Origin of the sequence: Streptomyces ortus, from assembly GCF_026341275.1 — a bacterium.
Taxonomy (GTDB): domain Bacteria; phylum Actinomycetota; class Actinomycetes; order Streptomycetales; family Streptomycetaceae; genus Streptomyces; species Streptomyces ortus.
This window is the reverse complement of record NZ_JAIFZO010000002.1, coordinates 5,186,442-5,203,305: the sequence shown is the minus strand read 5'-3', so window position 1 is coordinate 5,203,305 and position 16,864 is coordinate 5,186,442. Positions and strand designations below refer to the sequence as shown.

10 protein-coding genes are annotated in these 16,864 nt (G+C 70.7%); 5 read left to right on the top strand and 5 right to left on the bottom strand.

What is annotated here, in order from left to right; all coding sequences use genetic code 11:
* Positions 1-85 precede the first annotated feature (85 nt).
* The 3 genes from K3769_RS26395 (at position 86) to galE (ending at position 4,130) form a co-directional block, all read left to right on the top strand.
* On the top strand, positions 86-1,402 hold the full coding sequence (locus K3769_RS26395; protein ID WP_372515037.1) for a glycosyltransferase 87 family protein: 1,317 nt from the start codon (positions 86-88) through the stop codon (positions 1,400-1,402).
* 98 nt (positions 1,403-1,500) lie between these two features.
* Positions 1,501-3,096 carry a glycosyltransferase gene (locus tag K3769_RS26390; RefSeq protein WP_267028776.1) on the top strand — a complete coding sequence of 532 codons (1,596 nt, stop codon included), beginning with the start codon at positions 1,501-1,503 and terminating at the stop codon, positions 3,094-3,096.
* A 53-nt stretch (positions 3,097-3,149) separates the two neighbouring features.
* Positions 3,150-4,130 (top strand): UDP-glucose 4-epimerase GalE, encoded by a 981-nt coding sequence (gene galE, locus K3769_RS26385; RefSeq protein ID WP_267028775.1) that lies wholly within the window; start codon positions 3,150-3,152, stop codon positions 4,128-4,130.
* Between the two features lie 155 nt (positions 4,131-4,285).
* On the opposite strand, the gene K3769_RS26380 is transcribed toward galE, so the two are convergent.
* Together K3769_RS26380 and K3769_RS26375 are read right to left on the bottom strand one after the other, a co-directional pair.
* A complete protein-coding gene (locus K3769_RS26380) occupies positions 4,286-4,507 on the bottom strand; it encodes a hypothetical protein (protein WP_055517933.1) in 222 nt (73 codons plus the stop codon).
* A 152-nt stretch (positions 4,508-4,659) separates the two neighbouring features.
* Positions 4,660-5,301 (bottom strand): TetR/AcrR family transcriptional regulator, encoded by a 642-nt coding sequence (locus K3769_RS26375; RefSeq protein WP_267028774.1) that lies wholly within the window; start codon positions 5,299-5,301, stop codon positions 4,660-4,662.
* 130 nt (positions 5,302-5,431) lie between these two features.
* Between K3769_RS26375 and K3769_RS26370 the strand changes: the two genes are divergently transcribed.
* Together K3769_RS26370 and K3769_RS26365 are read left to right on the top strand one after the other, a co-directional pair.
* A complete protein-coding gene (locus tag K3769_RS26370; protein ID WP_267031554.1) occupies positions 5,432-6,373 on the top strand; it encodes an ABC transporter permease in 942 nt (313 codons plus the stop codon).
* 73 nt (positions 6,374-6,446) lie between these two features.
* On the top strand, positions 6,447-7,220 hold the full coding sequence (locus K3769_RS26365) for an ABC transporter ATP-binding protein (protein ID WP_267031553.1): 774 nt from the start codon (positions 6,447-6,449) through the stop codon (positions 7,218-7,220).
* A 41-nt stretch (positions 7,221-7,261) separates the two neighbouring features.
* On the opposite strand, the gene K3769_RS26360 is transcribed toward K3769_RS26365, so the two are convergent.
* The 3 genes from K3769_RS26360 to K3769_RS26350 form a co-directional block, all read right to left on the bottom strand.
* Positions 7,262-8,308 carry a glycosyltransferase gene (locus tag K3769_RS26360; RefSeq protein WP_267031552.1) on the bottom strand — a complete coding sequence of 349 codons (1,047 nt, stop codon included), beginning with the start codon at positions 8,306-8,308 and terminating at the stop codon, positions 7,262-7,264.
* A 170-nt stretch (positions 8,309-8,478) separates the two neighbouring features.
* Positions 8,479-11,427 (bottom strand): bifunctional glycosyltransferase/CDP-glycerol:glycerophosphate glycerophosphotransferase, encoded by a 2,949-nt coding sequence (locus K3769_RS26355; RefSeq protein WP_267028773.1) that lies wholly within the window; start codon positions 11,425-11,427, stop codon positions 8,479-8,481.
* 137 nt (positions 11,428-11,564) lie between these two features.
* On the bottom strand, positions 11,565-16,502 hold the full coding sequence (locus tag K3769_RS26350; protein ID WP_267028772.1) for an NAD-glutamate dehydrogenase: 4,938 nt from the start codon (positions 16,500-16,502) through the stop codon (positions 11,565-11,567).
* Positions 16,503-16,864: the final 362 nt, after the last annotated feature.

Genomic DNA, 16,864 nt, shown 5'->3' with positions numbered 1-16,864 from the left:
CGATCTTGTGCTACTAGTAGACCTTTACGGCTGATTGACTCGTCATCAGCCGATATGAGCCACCTTGCGGCTTACGATCCCCCGGATGATTTCCCGGATGATTCCCCGCGACAAGCCCCGTGAGAAGCTCCGCCCGAAGCCCGGCAAGGAGTCCGGCGAGAAGCTCTTGACCCTCGCCGTGACCTGGTCGGTCACCCGCGCCCTGATGCTCTGGCTGCTCTCCCAGGACGGCCGCACCCCCCTCGGCGTCGGCGGCGTCGCACGCGAGGTGCACGAGCTCTACGCCCGCTGGTACGGCGTCCTCGCCACCGGCACGTTCCCCTCCGGCGACCGCCTGTGGCAGTACCCACCGGGCGCGGGCCCCGTCCTGCTCTCCCCCGGTCTGCTGCCTGGACTGACGTATTTCCAGGCGTTCGTCGCCCTCACGCTGGCCACCGACCTCCTGGTCACCGCCGTCCTCACGCGCGCGGGCACCCGTCCCGGCCGCAGCCTGCGCGGCGCGGCACTGTGGACGGCGGCCCTGCCCCTCCTCCTGCACGTCCCCCTCGCGCGTTACGACGTGCAGGTCACCGCCTTCGCCGTCATCTCCCTGTTGACGTTGTCGCGCTCCACGCGTGCGTGCGGCGCGTTCGCCGCACTGGGCGCCCTGGTGAAGGTGTGGCCCGCGCTGACACTGATCGGCACACCACGGGGCCGTACGACGAAGGAGGCGTGGACCTCGGCGGCCGTCACCGCGGGCGTGCTGCTGCTGACGCTCGCCGCGCTCTTCCGCGACCCGTTCGACTTCCTGCACCAGCAGAGCGGCCGGGGCGTGCAGATCGAGTCCCTCGGCGGCACGGCCCTGTCGCTGGCGCGCCACGCGGGCTGGCCGGGGCACGTGGGCTACCGGTACGGCGCGATGGAGTTCACCGGCCCGTACGTCACCTCGATCGCCGCGCTGTCGCTCGCGCTCACCGTCGCCGCCTTCGGCGCCCTGCTGTTGTGGCGGCTGCGCGCACGACACTGGACGCCGGCGACCCCGTACGACGCCGCGCTCTGCGCCGTGCTCCTGTTCACGGTGACGAGCCGGGTCATCAGTCCCCAGTACCTGGTGTGGCTGATCGGTCTGGCCGCCGTGTGCCTGACCTCCCGGCACACCACGCAGCGCCCGGTCGCCATGCTGGTCTCGGCAGCCGCCGCGGTCAGCGCCCTCGCGTATCCCGTCCTGTACGACGACGTCGTGGCCTGCACCTGGACGGGCACCCTGCTGATGCTCGTCCGCAACGGCCTGCTGGTGACGGCCGCCGGGCTCTCCTTCCACCGCCTGTGGACGGCCGCGGCCCCTCCGGCCGGCCCCCGGACTCCGTGGGCGCGCCCCGCACCCGACCGGCACCGCCCCCACGAGACGGCGAGCGCCCCATAAGGGGAAATTGCCCGCATTGACTACTATTGCGTCTCGTGGATGCCGTACCAGCCAAGGAAGCCAGTGCGTCTCACTGCCCCCGGCCGCACCGGGCGCAGGTGAGCGTCGTCGTCATCGGGTACGAGGACGCCGACCATGTGGGGGACGCGGTGCGCTCGGCCCTGGCGCAGGGGCCCGCGGTCCGTGAGGTGATCGCCGTGGACGACTGCTCGACGGACGGCAGCGCAAACCTCCTCGACCGCCTCGCGCTGGACGAGCCGCGCCTCAGGGTCGTCCGCCGCGAGGTCAACAGCGGCGGCTGCGGCAGCCCGCGCAACGACGGCATCGACGCCGCCACGGCTCCGTACGTGATGTTCCTCGACAGCGACGACGTACTGCCGCCCGGCGCCGTGGACGCCCTGCTGGCGGCGGCCACCGGGCGCGGCACCGAGGTCGCAGCGGGGCTGTGCGTGCGCCGCGAACTGCCCTCCGGCCGCGAGGTCCGCTGGCAGCCCGAGCTGTACGCGCGGGCCGCCCTGGTGACCCGTCCGGGGCGGCGCGTGCGCCTGGTCCACGACACGCTGTGCGTCAACAAGCTGTACCGCACCGGCTTCCTGCGCGAACACGGCATCCGCTTCCCCGAAGGGCGCTTCCCCTACGAGGACTTCGTCTTCACCGCGCGCGTGCTGGCCGCCCGTCCGCGCATCGCGCTGATCCCGGACACGGTCTACGTCTGGCACGTGCGCCGGAGCGCCGAACGGCTGTCCATCTCGCTGGACAGGTCGGGCGTCGACAACTGGCGGGCCAGGATCACCGCCCACGCCCTGGCGTACGACATCCTCCTCGCCGCCGGTGAGAAACGGCTGGCCCGGGCGTCCCGGGCGCGGTTCCTCGACCACGCGCTGCGGATGTACGCGCGCGAGCTGGATCTGCGCGGGGCGGCGTACCGGCGTGAGTGGTGGGCCCTCACGCGCGCGTACCTCGCGACGTTCGACGCCGCCGACTTCGCGCTGGCCCCGGCGCCCGGCAGGGTGATCGCCCAGGTGGTGCTGGCCTCCGAGAAACCGCGCGACCTGACCCGCGTCAAGGAGGTCGCGGCGCGTCCGGCCCGGCTGCGGCCCCCGTACGCCCGGGCCAAGGACGGCACGCCGGTCTGGTCCGCCGATCTGCCGCACGTCACCCTGGAACACCTCCTGCACCGGCCCGTACGCGTCCTCCCGTTGGCCGTCGACGCGGAACTGCGGCCACGCGCGCGTGGCACCCGGCTGCGGCTCCGCCTGCACGAGCTGTACGGGCGGATGGCGGACGCGGCCCCGGCGACCGTGGACGCCGAGTTCGTGAACCGGCGGGATGGCAGGACGGGCCTCACGCTCACCGCCCGCTTCCACGCGGACGACACCGATCCCGCCCCCTACGCCTCCGGCGCCGACTCCTGGACGGCCGAGGCGCGGGCCGACCTCGCGGCGCTCGGCTCCGGCACCTGGGACCTGCGGCTGTGCCTGCGCTTCCACGACGGCACGACCCGCGAGACCACCGCGCACGCGAGCGCCGGCCCCGGCCTGCTGCGCCGGACGGTCGTACCGAGCGCCCGGCACGGGGTGCTGCTCGTCCAGCCGTACGCGACTCACGCGGGCTCACTCGCGCTGCGGATCGCGCCCGGCCTGCGGGGCACGGCGACCGTGCTGGGCCGGAGACTGAAGCGTTTGCTTCACTGATCCGTATCCGCACCATGAGGGACACCCGAGGACACACGAGGGGACGGCCGTAGATGACCTGGCTGATCACCGGCGGCGCCGGCTACATCGGGGCGCACGTCGTCCGCGCGATGACCGAGGCGGACGAACGGACCGTGGTGTACGACGACTTGTCCACCGGGCTCTCCGAACGCGTCCCGGACGGGGTGCCGCTCGTCGTCGGCTCGACCCTGGACGGGGAGCGGGTCGCGCGGGCGCTGCGGGACCACGCGATCACCGGTGTCGTGCATCTGGCGGCGAAGAAGCAGGTGGGCGAGTCGGTGGAGCTGCCCCTGCACTACTACCGGGAGAACGTCGAGGGGCTGCGCGTACTGCTCCAGGCGGTCACGGCCGCCGCGGTGCCGTCCTTCGTGTTCTCGTCCTCGGCGGCGGTGTACGGCATGCCCGACGTCGACCTCGTGACCGAACAGACGCCGTGCGTGCCGATCAACCCGTACGGGGAGACCAAGCTCGCCGGGGAGTGGCTGGTGCGGGCCGCGGGCCGCGCGCACGGCCTGTCGACGGCCTGTCTGCGCTACTTCAACGTGGCGGGCGCGGCGACGCCGGAACTGGCCGACGTGGGCGTCTTCAACATCGTGCCGATGGTCTTCGAGAAGCTCACGGCGGGCGAGCCGCCGCGGATCTTCGGCGACGACTACGCGACCCCGGACGGCACCTGCGTGCGCGACTACATCCACGTCGTCGATCTGGCGGAGGCCCATGTGGCGGCGGCCAGGCGCCTGGCCGCCGCCCCCGGCACCGACCTGACCCTCGACATCGGCCGCGGCGAGGGGGTCTCGGTCCGCCGGATGATCGACCGCATCACCGAGATCACCGGTCACACGCTCGCGCCCACCGTGACCCCGCGCCGACCGGGCGACCCGGCACGGGTCGTCGCCTCCGCCGAACGCGTCGCCTCGGAACTCGCCTGGAAGGCGAAGTACGGCCTCGACGACATGATCACGTCGGCCTGGGAGGGCTGGCTGCGGCTCCACCCGCAGGCACGACGGAACTAGGGCCCGCAGGCCTGGAACGGGAACCAGGACCGGGGCCCAAGACCTGGAACCGCACCGCTCCGCGGCGAAAGCGCACCGCTCCGCGGCCCGAAAACGCACTCGCCGCGGGCCGGAGGTGGTCCTGGGCCGCGGCGAGAGTGCTCCGAAGGGATCCGTCAGAGCTTGTCCATACGGGTGTAGGGGCTGACGATACGGGCCTGGCGGGAGCCGAAGTCGACGAGCATCGCGATGCCCTCCTCGACGCCGACAATCCTGCCCAGGCCGAACTGGTCGTGCGTCACACGGTCACCCAGGGCGAAGTGCTTGGCGACCGGGACAACCGGAGCTTTGAAGGGACTGGTGGACAGGTGGCGCCGGGGCGCGGATGGCTTCGTCATCGTGTTTCCAGTATGCGCCCCCGGAGGGCCTGAGAGTGAGGCGTGGATGACAACGATCCGGCCGCTACGGGGGTCGGGCGCCCTTCCGGAGGTGCCCGGAGCAGGGCGGCAGGGCCCGCCGAACCGCAGGTGGAGCGGCCCTCTCCGGTCTTCTACAGCGCCCTGAGTGCCGCCGCCGTGGCCCGGGTCAAGCTCTCCAGATATCCCTTCGGCGGCTTTGGGCCGCGGATCACCACCGCGCGCCAGTACAGCGGTCCGGACATCAGGTCGAGGGCCAGTTCGCCGTCGACGCCCGCCCTGATCTCACCGCGTGCCCGGGCCGCCTCGACGATGCCGTTCGCGACGCCCGCCTGCCCCTCGCGCAGCGCCTTCTGCAGGGCCTCGGCGATCTCCGGATTGCGGGCCGCCTCCGCCTGGAGGTCGGGGATGACCTGCGAGGCCACAGGGTGACGCAGGGCCCGTGAGGTGACCTCGTACAGCAGGCGCAGATCGCCCTCCAGGGTGCCCGTGTCGGGCGCGGGCAGCCCCTCTACGGCGATCGCGGAGACCAGGTCGAGCACCACGTGCAGCTTGGAGCGCCACCGGCGGTAGACGGCGGTCTTGCCGACGCCCGCGCGGCGCGCGATCCCCTCGATGGACATGCGCGCGTATCCGACGGCCGCGAGCTCCCCGAAGACGGCGGCCCTGATCGCCTCCGTGACGTCCTCCCGGAGCACGGCCGCCCCGGCGGGAGCTCTGCGGCGCGGCTGCGGCGGCTGAGGGCTCTGCGCTGCTCCGTCGGCGTTCGTCGTCATGGGTCCAGCATAGGTAAGCGTGACGACGAAACGGTTGCGTTCCGACGTCGGGCGGGCCTACGCTCACGTCACGACGATACGGTCCCGTCCCGACGCAAGCGACGCTACCGACTTGAAGAAAGCAGCGGATGTGAGTCAGGTCCTCGAAACACTCGACACACCGCCCTCGGCGAGCCCGTTCCCGGCGTCGGACCCGCCCGACGACGACCCCGCGGCGCTCGCCGCCCGCTACGGCCTCACCGTCAGCGGCGCGCGCCCCACGCTGCCCGCGTACGTCCGCCAGTTGTGGGCGCGCCGGCACTTCATCACGGCGTTCGCGACGGCCAAGCTCACCGCCCAGTACAGCCAGGCGAAGCTCGGCCAGGTCTGGCAGGTGGCCACTCCCCTGCTGAACGCGGCGGTCTACTACTTCATCTTCGGCGTCCTGATGGGCACAAGCCGGGGCGTGCCGGACTACGTTCCGTTCCTGGTCACAGGCGTGTTCGTGTGGACGTTCACGCAGAGCTCGATCATGGCGGGCACCCGGGCGATCTCCGGCAGCCTCGGCCTCGTCCGCGCCCTGCACTTCCCACGCGCGGCGCTCCCCGTGTCGTACGCGCTGCAGCAGCTCCAGCAGCTGCTGTTCTCGATGGCCGCGCTGGTCGTGATCCTGCTCTGCTTCGGGGTGCCCGTCGGCGTGTCCTGGCTGCTGGCCGTGCCGACGCTGGCACTGCAGTTCGTGTTCAACGCGGGCGTGGCGATGATCGTGGCCCGGCTGGGCGCCCGGACACCGGACATCGCCCAGCTGATGCCGTTCCTGCTGCGGACCTGGATGTACGTCTCCGGCGTCATGTGGAGCATCGACCGGGTGCTCAGCGGCCACCCGGACATGCCGCGCGTCGTACTGCTCGCCCTGCAGTGCAACCCGGCCGCCGTCTACATCGACCTGATGCGGTTCGCGCTGATCGACTCGTTCCACGCGAGCCAGCTGCCCACACACGTGTGGGCACTCGCGGTCGGCTGGGCCCTGCTCGCCGGCGTCGGCGGGTTCATCTACTTCTGGAAGGCTGAGGAGACGTACGGCCGTGGCTGAACAAAGCACAGTACAAAGCGCAGTCTTTACAGGCGAAACAAGTGGTGCGGGTACCGGCGGGGACGACCGGCGGATCCCCACCGTCGTCGCCGACCGCGTCGACATCGTCTACCGGGTCAACGGCACGGGCGTGGGCCGGGGCAGCGCCACCGCCGCGCTCAACCGCATCCTGCGCGGCAAGAAGACCGAGCAGGCGTCGGGTGTGCGCAAGGTGCACGCCGTGCGGTCCGTCTCCTTCACCGCGTACCGGGGCGAGGCCATCGGTCTGATCGGCACGAACGGCTCGGGCAAGTCCACCCTCCTCAAGGCCGTGGCCGGACTGCTGCCCGTCGAACACGGCCGCATCTACACGGACGGCCAGCCCTCCCTGCTGGGCGTCAACGCCGCGCTGATGAACGACCTCACCGGCGAACGCAACGTCTACCTGGGCGGGCTCGCGATGGGCATGTCCCGCGAGCAGGTGCGCGAGCGGTACCAGGAGATCGTCGACTTCTCCGGGATCAACGAGAAGGGCGACTTCATCACCCTGCCGATGCGGACGTACTCCTCCGGGATGGCGGCGCGGCTGCGCTTCTCCATCGCCGCCGCCAAGGACCACGACGTGCTGATGATCGACGAGGCCCTCGCGACGGGGGACCGCTCCTTCCAGAAGCGCTCCGAGGCCCGGATCAGGGAGCTGCGCAAGAGCGCGGGCACGGTCTTCCTGGTGAGCCACAACAACAAGTCGATCCGGGACACGTGCGACCGGGTGCTGTGGCTGGAGCGGGGGGAGCTGCGGATGGACGGCCCCACGGGGGAGGTACTGAAGGAGTACGAGAAGTTCACTGGGGGCGGCGGTAAGGGGTAGTCCGCGGGAAGGGGTGGTCCGCGGGGAGGGGCGGTCCGGCCTCACCGTTCCAGGAAGCCGAACAGGTCCTCCCAGCGCCGCACGATCGTGTCCGGCGCGTAGCGCCGGATGTTCGCGCGGGCCCGGTCGCCCATGCCGTCCCGCAACCCCTGGTCGGACATGAGCGCGTCCAGGCGCCGGGCCAGCTCCCCGCTGTTGCCGGGGCCGGCGAGGAGTCCGTCCTCGCCGTCCCGGACGATCTCGTGGACACCCGGCGCGCAGTCGAACGCGGCACAGGGCACCCCCATCGCCATGGCCTCCATGAGGGCGAGCGGAAACCCCTCGCCCCGGGACGACTGCGCGAACACCGAGCCACCCCGCAGCGCCCCCGGCACATCGCTCGTACGCCCCATCCAGTCCACGGAGCCGTCGAGCCCGAGAGCCGTGCACTGCTTCCGCAAAATCTCCTCGTCCTCGCCGGAGCCGTAGATCCGCAGCCGCCAGCCGGGGTGGCGCGGCGCGACCTCCGCCCAGGTGTCGAGGAGCATGTCGATGCCCTTCTGGTCGTGCAGCCGCCCGATGCTGACGACCACGTCCTCGGTACGCGCCGACGGCACCTCGGGCATGAAGGGCAGCGGATTCGGCATGTACGAGGCGTTGTTCATGCCCTGCCCGATCCACAGGTCGGCGTCCTCGCGGGTCAGCGCCAGCATGCGGTCGACGTCCCGGTAGTGCGTGCGCACCCGGTGGAAGCGCGAGGACGCCTTCGAGTACGCGTACGACTCGTGGCTCATGCCGATCACGGTCAGGCCGCGTGTGTCGGCCCGGGCGACCCATTCCATGGCCCACACCTGCGTGACGATCACGACCGCGCCGGGCCGCGCCGCCCGGAAGAGGGCGGTGAGCTTCGCGGCCTCCTCGCGCATGCTCGCCTCGCGCGCCCGGCCGGGCCGCGGCGGCTGTCCGGCGTACAGGGTCGTCGTCGGGTACGGGACCTCGCCGAGTTCCTGGGCCACCTCGGGCGGGGTGATGCCGACGACGTGGACGCGGTGCCCGCGCCCGGTGAACAGCCTGGCCATCTGGTGCGACCAGCTGGTCACGCCGCCCAGCTCGTCGACGCTGTTGGAGACGAAGAAGACGTCCCGGCGCGGATCCGCGGTCGCGGGAGCCTGCTCGGCGGACTCGGCGGACTCGGCGGACTCGGCGGATTCGGCGGATTCGGCGGACTCGTGTGTCTCGGCTGTCTCGTGTGTCTCGTGTGTCCCGGCTGCCTCGGCGGTCACGCGCGCCTCCACTGGGCGAAGAACTGGTCGACGATGCTCCGCGCGGCGGTGCCCGTGTCGTACTCGCCGAACTCCGCGACGAAGCCCTCCCGCGCCTCCCGGTACTTGACCACCTGCTCGTCGAGGGAGGCGAGGGCCACGTACAGCTCGTCCTCGGTGCGCACGACGGGACCCGGCGCCCGTTCGCGCAGGTCGAAGTAGGTGCCGCGCCCCTCGTGCACGTACTCCTCGTAGTCGTAGGCGAAGAAGAACATCGGCCGACCGAGGAGCGCGTAGTCGAACATCACGGACGAGTAGTCGGTGATCAGCCCGTCGGCGAGCGCAAGCAGCGGCGTCACGTCGTGGTGCGCCGACACGTCGACGACGCGCCCGCGCACGGACGGCGGGAGCACGACGTGGTTGAGGTAGTGCGAACGCACCAGCAGGACGTACCGGTCACCGAACTCGTCGGCGAACCGCTCCACGTCGAAGGGCAGCTCGAACCGCCGCTGCCTGCCGCCGTGCTGCCGGAAGGTGGGCGCGTACAGCAGGACGGCCCTGTCGTCCGGGATCCCCAGCTCGGCGGCGAGCGCCCCGCGCTCCCGCTGCCCCGTCTCCTCCTCCCGCCGCCGGGCCGCCACGAGCGCGTCGTTGCGCGGGTAACCCACGCGCAGCAGCGTGCGCTCCTTCAGACGGAAGGCGCGGGCGAGAGTGCGTACGTCGTGCTCGGAGCGGATCAGGAACCGGTCGAAGCGGTCGAGGACGCGCTGCTGCTGTTCCTGCGCGCCCCGCGTCCTGAGCTTCCACTCCGCCTCGTCGAAACCCATCCGCTTGAGCGCCGAACCGTGCCAGGTCTGGAGGTACGTGGTCTGCGGCCGCTTGGTGAGCTTCAGCGGGTAGCTCTGGTTGTCGACCCAGAACTCGGCCCCCGCCAGCGCCTTCAGATAGGGCAGCGACCAGCGGCGTACGAGCGTGGCGTCGGGCGGGAAACCGGCCGGGGTGCCGCCCGCGTACGACCACACGGCGTCGAAGTCGAGGTCCTGGCGGCGCATCTCCTCGTAGAGCGCCCTGGGGCTGTCGCTGTACTGCCGGCCCAGATGGCTCTCGAAGACGACCAGGCCCTTCTTCACGGGCAGCCGGCTGAACACCTCGTGGTAGATCCGGATCTTGGTGGGTCCCGAGGTGAGCTTCTTGCGGACCGTACGCGCCTTGCGGTAGCCGGACTTGGCGAGCCGGCCGGGCGTGCCCCGCACTCCCCGCCCGACGAGCGCCTCGACCCTCTCCCGGGTGACGACCCGGAAGGAGAGGTGGCCGCGCGCCGAGACCTCGGGCTCGATGTGGTCGGCGACCAGCCGGGTGAGCCGCGGCCTGACGGGCGACCGGCCGACGGCCAGACCGGGCTCGGAGGCGGTGAGGCGGGTGGTGGTGCGCACACCGTCGACACCGAGGCGCAGCCGTACGTCCCACACGGCGTCCACGACACCGAGGGGCCGCAGGCCGTGGGTGAGGTCGACCGTCGCCTCCCAGGCGATGAACTCGCCCTCGTGCCGCAGCGTGCGGACGGGAAAACGGAAGGTCTGGAAGCGCACGCCCTTGCGGCGGGCGCCGAACTCCAGCTCGCCGGTGAGCCGGGCGCCGGGCGGGACGACACCGAGGGGGTTGGTGATGCGCCCGGCGAGCCGGACGGTACCGCCACGACCGCCGGTACCGCCACGACGGCCGGTACCGGCGATCTCCTCGTACCCGGTCAGGACGTTGCGCAGGAACATCTTCTCGACGGGTTTGGTGTGATAACCGAGTTCGGTGACGTCGAGAACGTGCCGCGCGAAGGCCGCTTCGCCGCTGTCGCCGGTTTCACCGCTGTCGCTGCTGGCGCTGCTGTCGTCGTCGATGTGTTCGGCGCACCAGTAGACGCGGCCGTCGCGCTCGACCAGCGGCGAGGAGATCTTGTCGCGGTTGGTGAGGGTGTCCACGGCCGGCAGGAGGTTGTCCCAGTCGCTCCTGCCCAGCAGGTAGGCGCAGATGGCGTGGATGGGCTCGGCCTCGTCGAAGGCGGCCCGGTCGATGGACTCCAGATAGCAGCGCGCGATGGCGGCGAACTCCTGTCGGTAGGCGGCGTCCCGGAACGGCAGGTCGCGCAGGTGCAGCACCAGGTCGTGCTTGAGGAACTTGACGTCCTTGAAGAACGTGAGCTCCGCCAGCCCCCGGTCGGCGAGCATCCGGTCGACCCGTCGGTGGATCTCCATGCGGTGCGCGAAGTTGGCGATCTCGGCTCGGCGGTTGCTGATGGACTTGGCCGCGGCGTTGTCGACGACCCGCCAGTCGTAGACGCGGTTCGGGATGAGGGTGATCCTGCGGGCCGCCGCGTACGCCTGCGCGGAGAAGAGCAGGTCCTCGTAGTGGATACCGACGGGAAACCGGAGCCCTTCCCGGACCAGGAACTCCCGCCGATAGCACTTGTTGGTGGACAGGGTGTCGAAGACCAGCAGGTCGGGCAGCTCGGAGATCGACTCAAGGGTGCGGGTGCGGTTGTACAGCCAGGGGTACCACTTGACCTCCTTGCCGCCCCGCGAGTCGACGTGGACCCGCACGCACAGCCCGGAGACGAGGTCGGCGCCGGTCGTCTCGGCCGCCTCCAGCATGTTCCGGCAGGCGTTGCGTTCCAGTACGTCGTCGCTGTCGAGGAAGAGGACGTACGTGCCGCGGGCCTGGTCGATGCCGTGGTTGCGGGGCGCGCCGCAGCCTCCGCTGTTCTCGTCCAGCCGGTGGGCGCGTACGCGTGCGGGGTGTCTCGCGGCCAGCCCTTGCGCGACCTCGTACGAACGGTCCGTGCTCCGGTCGTCGACGATCACGACCTCGACGTTGCGCAGCGTCTGCTCCAGCACGGAGCGGACGGCGGTGTCCAGCCGGGCCTCGTCGTTGTAGACGATCACGACTACGGAGATGTCAGGGCGGTCCTCGTTCATCCCTTTCACCCTAAACGCGCCCCGGAGCTCCCCGCAGGGGCGGCTAGGCCGGACGGGCTGAAGACGTTCCGGCCCGTCCGGTGACGCGGCGCGGAGGCTGCCCCCGCGAAAGGGCAGCCCCTACGGAGAGGCAGCCGCTATGAATGCGTCCGCAGCATCGTCCGCATCGTCCTCATCGCCACGGAGAGATTCGCCAGGTCGAAGGACTCCGACCCCCGGATCTCCTCAAGCGTCGTCCGCGCCCGTGCGAGAATCGCCGCGTTCCGCTCCTCCCACGCCTTGAACCGCTCCTCGGGCGTGGCGGCCCCGTCGCCCGCCGCGAGCACATCCGCGGTCAGCGCCGCGTGCGCCGCGTACAGGTCCTCCCGGATGGACGCCCGCGCCATCGACTGCCACCGGTCGGCCCGGGGCAGCTCGATGATCCGGTCCATGAGCTGGGTGATCCGCAGCCGGTCACCGAGGTCGTAGTAGACCTCCGCGACAGCCAGCGGATCCTTGCCCATACGGTCACCGACCGCGACGATGTCGAGCGTCGGGAACGCGGACGAGAATCCCGCGACCCGCTGCGCCAGCTCATCCGGCACACCCGCCCCGGACAGCTCGTCGTAGATCTGCTGGTACCACTCCAGATCCGCGCCCCGCAGCAGGTTGGGCAGCTCGCCCCAGACCTGCGTGACCCGCTCCTGGAAGAAGCCGATCGTTTCGGCGAGCTGGATCGGCTGCGGCCGGTTGTTGAGCAGCCAGCGCGTACCGCGCTCGACGAGCCGGCGCGAGTGCAGCCGGATCCGCGTCTGGACGCCCGCGTCGACCGTGTTGTCGAGCGCCTCGACGGCGTCCCACACGGAGCTGGAGTTGAAGATCGCGCGGGCCGCGGTCTGCGCCCTGACGATCTCCTCCAGGGACGCCCCGGTCTCCTCCCGCAGACGGTGCAGGAAGCTCGTACCACCGGTGTTGACCGTGTCGTTGACCAGCACCGTCGTGACGATCTCGCGGCGCAGCGGGTGGTTGTCGATCTGCTCGGTGAACTGCTTGCGCAGCGCGCTCGGGAAGTACGCGTGCAGCAGGCTCCGCAGGTACTCGTCGTCCGGCAGGGACGTGTGCAGCAGTTCGTCGGAGACCGTGATCTTCGTGTACGCGAGGAGGACGGCCGTCTCCGGCTGGGTGAGCCCGTGCCCGGCGCTGAGCCGCTCCTTGATCTGCCGCTCGGTGGGCATGAACTCCAGCGCGCGGTTGAGGTGGCCCGCCCGCACCAGGTGCCGCAGGTAGCGGTGCTGGGCGTGGAGCATGCTCGGCGACTGGGCGAGCGCGTTGGCGAGCGCCGTGTTCTGCGCGTAGTTGTTGCGCAGGACCAGCGTGCCGACCTCGTCGGTCATCTGGGCGAGCAGCTTGTTGCGCTGCTTGACGGTCAGATCGCCCTCCGCGACGACCGCGTTGAGCAGGATCTTGATGTTCACCTCGTGGTCGGAGGTGTCCACGCCCGCGCTGTTGTCGATGGCGTCGGTGTTGACCTTGCCGCCGGCCTGCGCGAACTCGATGCGGCCGAGCTGGGTGAGTCCGAGGTTGCCGCCCTCACCGACGACCTTGACCCGCAGGTCGGCGCCGTCCACGCGGATCGCGTCGTTGGCCTTGTCTCCGACGTCCGCGTGCGTCTCGGTGGACGCCTTCACATACGTACCGATGCCGCCGTTCCACAGCAGGTCCACCGGTGCCGCGAGGATGGCCCGCATCAGGTCGGCGGGGGTCATCTTGCCGATGTTGCCCTCGATGCCGAGAGCTTCCCGGATGTGGCTGTTGAGCTGGATGGCCTTGGCGGTACGGGGGAAGATGCCGCCGCCCTGCGACAGCAGTTCCTTGTTGTAGTCGGCCCAGGACGAGCGCGGCAGCTCGAAGAGGCGGCGGCGCTCGGCGTACGAGGTCGCGGCGTCCGGGCGCGGGTCGATGACGATGTGCCGGTGGTCGAAGGCGGCGACCAGGCGGATGTGCTCGGAGAGCAGCATGCCGTTGCCGAAGACGTCACCGCTCATGTCGCCCACCCCGACGACCGTGAAGTCCTCGGTCTGGGTGTTGACGCCCAGCTCCCGGAAGTGCCGCTTCACGGACTCCCAGGCGCCGCGGGCCGTGATGCCCATCTTCTTGTGGTCGTAGCCCGCCGAACCGCCGGAGGCGAAGGCGTCCCCGAGCCAGAAGTTGTACGACTCGGCCACGCCGTTGGCGATGTCGGAGAACGTCGCGGTGCCCTTGTCGGCCGCGACCACCAGGTAGGTGTCCTCGCCGTCGTGCCGTACGACGTCGGCGGGCGGTACGACCTCGCCGGCCACCATGTTGTCGGTGATGTCGAGCAGCGCCGAGATGAAGGTCTTGTAGCTGCGGACGCCCTCGGCCATCCAGGCGTCGCGGTCGACAGCCGGGTCCGGGAGCTGCTTGGCGACGAAGCCGCCCTTGGCGCCGACCGGCACGATGACGGTGTTCTTGACCATCTGCGCCTTGACGAGCCCGAGGATCTCCGTGCGGAAGTCCTCCCGCCGGTCGGACCAGCGCAGACCACCGCGCGCGACCTTGCCGAACCGCAGGTGCACGCCCTCCACGCGCGGCGAGTACACCCAGATCTCGTACGCCGGCCGCGGCGCGGGCAGGTCCGGGATGGCCTGTGGGTCGAACTTCATGGAGACGTAGTCGTGCGGTACGCCGCCGCCCGCCTCCTGGAAGAAGTTCGTGCGCAGGGTCGCCTTGATGACGGTGAGGAAGGACCGCAGGATCCGGTCCTCGTCGAGGCTGGCCACCTGGTCGAGGGCGGCGTCCAGCTCCTCCAGGAGGGCGTCGGTCAGTTCCGTGCCGGCCCGCTGGCGGTCCGGCGACATCCGGGCCTCGAAGAGCGAGACGAGCAGCCGGGTGGTGTGGACGTTGCTGCGGAGGGTGTCCTCCATGTAGTCCTGGCTGAAGGTCGCACCGGCCTGGCGCAGGTACTTGGCGTACGCGCGCAGCACCATCGCCTGCCGCCAGTTGAGCCCGGCGCTCAGGACGAGGGAGTTGAAGCCGTCGTTCTCGGCGCGCCCCGTCCAGGTCGCCGCGAAGGCCTCCTGGAACCGCTCGCGGGCGTCGTCGGCGAGGTGGTCGCCGTTGCCGCCGAGCGACGCGGGCAGCCGCAGACCGAAGTCGTAGATCCACGCGGAGGCGCGGTCCGGGCAGCGCAGTTCGTAGGGCCGCTCGTCGGTGACCTCGACGCCGAGCCGGGTGAGGACCGGCAGGACGGCGGAGAGGGAGACCGACTCGCCGATGCGGTAGATCTTGAAGCGGCGCTCTCCGGGGGCCGCGCCGACCGGCTCGTACAGGCTGAGGTCGAAGTCCTTGCCGTCGCCGAGCTGCTCCAGGCGCACCAGGTCGGCGACCGCGGTGCGCGGGTTGTGGTCGGCCTTGTAGCCCTCGGGGATGATGTTGCCGTAGCGGCGCAGCAGTTCGGCCGCGCGCTCCTCGCCGCACTCGGCGTTCAGCGCCTCGGCGAAGCCGTCGGCCCAGGAGCGGGCGGCCTCCACGAGCCGCGCCTCGATACGGTCCTTGTCGGCGTCGCTGAGCTGCGGCAGCTCGGTGCCCTGCGGGACCCGGACCACGAAGTGCAGCCGGGAGAGAATCGATTCGGTGTTCCAGGCGGTGAAGTCGACGCTGATGCCGCCGAGCTCCTCCTTGAGGATGTCGATGATCCGCAGGCGCACGCCGGTGGTGTAGCGGTCGCGCGGGAGGTAGACGAGCGCCGAGTAGTAGCGCCCGTACTCGTCCTGGCGCAGGTAGAGCCGCAGCCGGCGCCGCTCCTGGAGGTACAGCACGGAGGTGACGATCGCCCGCAGCTCGTCGGGCGGGGTCTGGAAGAGCTCGTCGCGCGGGTACGTCTCCAGGATCTGCAGGAGGTCGCGGCCGTCGTGGCTGTTGGGCGAGAAGCCGGCGCCGCGCAGGACCTCGGCGACCTTGCGGCGGATGACGGGCACCCGGCGCACGGACTCGGTGTAGGCGGCGGAGGAGAACAGGCCCAGGAAGCGCCGCTCCCCGACCACGTTCCCCTCGGCGTCGAACTTCTTCACGCCCACGTAGTCCAGGTAGGACGGCCGGTGCACGGTGGCGCGGCTGTTCGCCTTCGTCAGGACGAGGAGCTTGTGCTCACGGGCCTTCGCGCGGGCGTCGGCGGGCAGCCGCTCGAAGGACGGGCTGACGGGGTGGCTCTCGTCCTCCCCGTGCTGCGGGTCGGAGCGCAGGACGCCGAGCCCGGTGCCGGGGACGGCGGCCAGCGAGTCGTCGTCGTGCAGCTCGTACTCGCGGTAGCCCAGGAAGGTGAAGTGGTCGTCCGCGAGCCAGCGCAGCAGTTCGCGGGCCTCCTCCACCTCCTGGTCGCGCAGGTCGTCGGCGGTGGGCTCCTTGGGCAGCTCCTCGGCGATCCGCAGCGCCGAGTCGCGCATCTTCTCCCAGTCCTCGACGGCCTCACGGGCGTCGGACAGGACCCGCAGCAGGTCGGCGGTGATCTGCTTCAGATCGGCGCGGTCGGTCTCGCGGTCGATCTCGACGTGGATCCAGGACTCGATGGAGGCGTCGTGCGGGAGGTCGCCGGTGGGGCGGGTCTTGAGGACCTCGATCAGCTCGCCGGTGAGGTCGCGCCGCACGACGCACTGCGGGTGGATCACGACGTGGATCCCGCGGCCCTGCCGGGACAGCTCGTTGGTCACCGTGTCGACGAGGAAGGGCATGTCGTCGGTGACGACCTCGACGACGGAGTGGCTGCAGGTCCAGCCGTTCTCCTCGACGGTCGGGGTGTGGACTCTTACGTTCGCCGTGCCCTGGGGTCGCTTCTCGGCCAGCCGGTAGTGCGAGAAGGCGGCGCCGAAGACATCGACCGGGTCGCGGTCCGCGAGGTCCTCCGGGGCGGTGTGCAGGTAGTAGCGCTGGAGGAACGCGAGCAATGTGTCCTGGTCGGGAGCGCTCGCGCCCGTCTTCCCGGTCGGCAGGTGAAGATTCCCCCCCACCGGGCTGTTCTCAGCAACCCGGGCCGCCCGTTCGAGCAACTCGGCCTTGGCTTCGTCCAGCTTGGTCTGCATTGTCCTCTGGCTCCTGTCGCGCGCCGTTGCGTGACGTCGTAGAACGTGAAGTGACGTAGCGCCGCGACGCGGGGTGTCCGGTCTGATCCGACGCTATGCCGCGATGAGAGATGAGCGGGGCGTTATCGGCCATATTCGGCGGCACCGGAGGGTGTGACCCTGATCTCGGTGCGTGTTCCGCGGCTGCCCGCTCGGGGAGACCAGCGACCGCCCGGTCACGGATGTCGTCCGTGCGGTCCGGGCGCAGGGCAGGGGCAACGATGCCCCCGCGACGTATCGCGCTGATCACGAGCCAAGGCTATCGCTCCTGCGGGTCCCCCCGTCATGAGCCGCATATGTACAAAAGAGCCCCCCACTTTTAG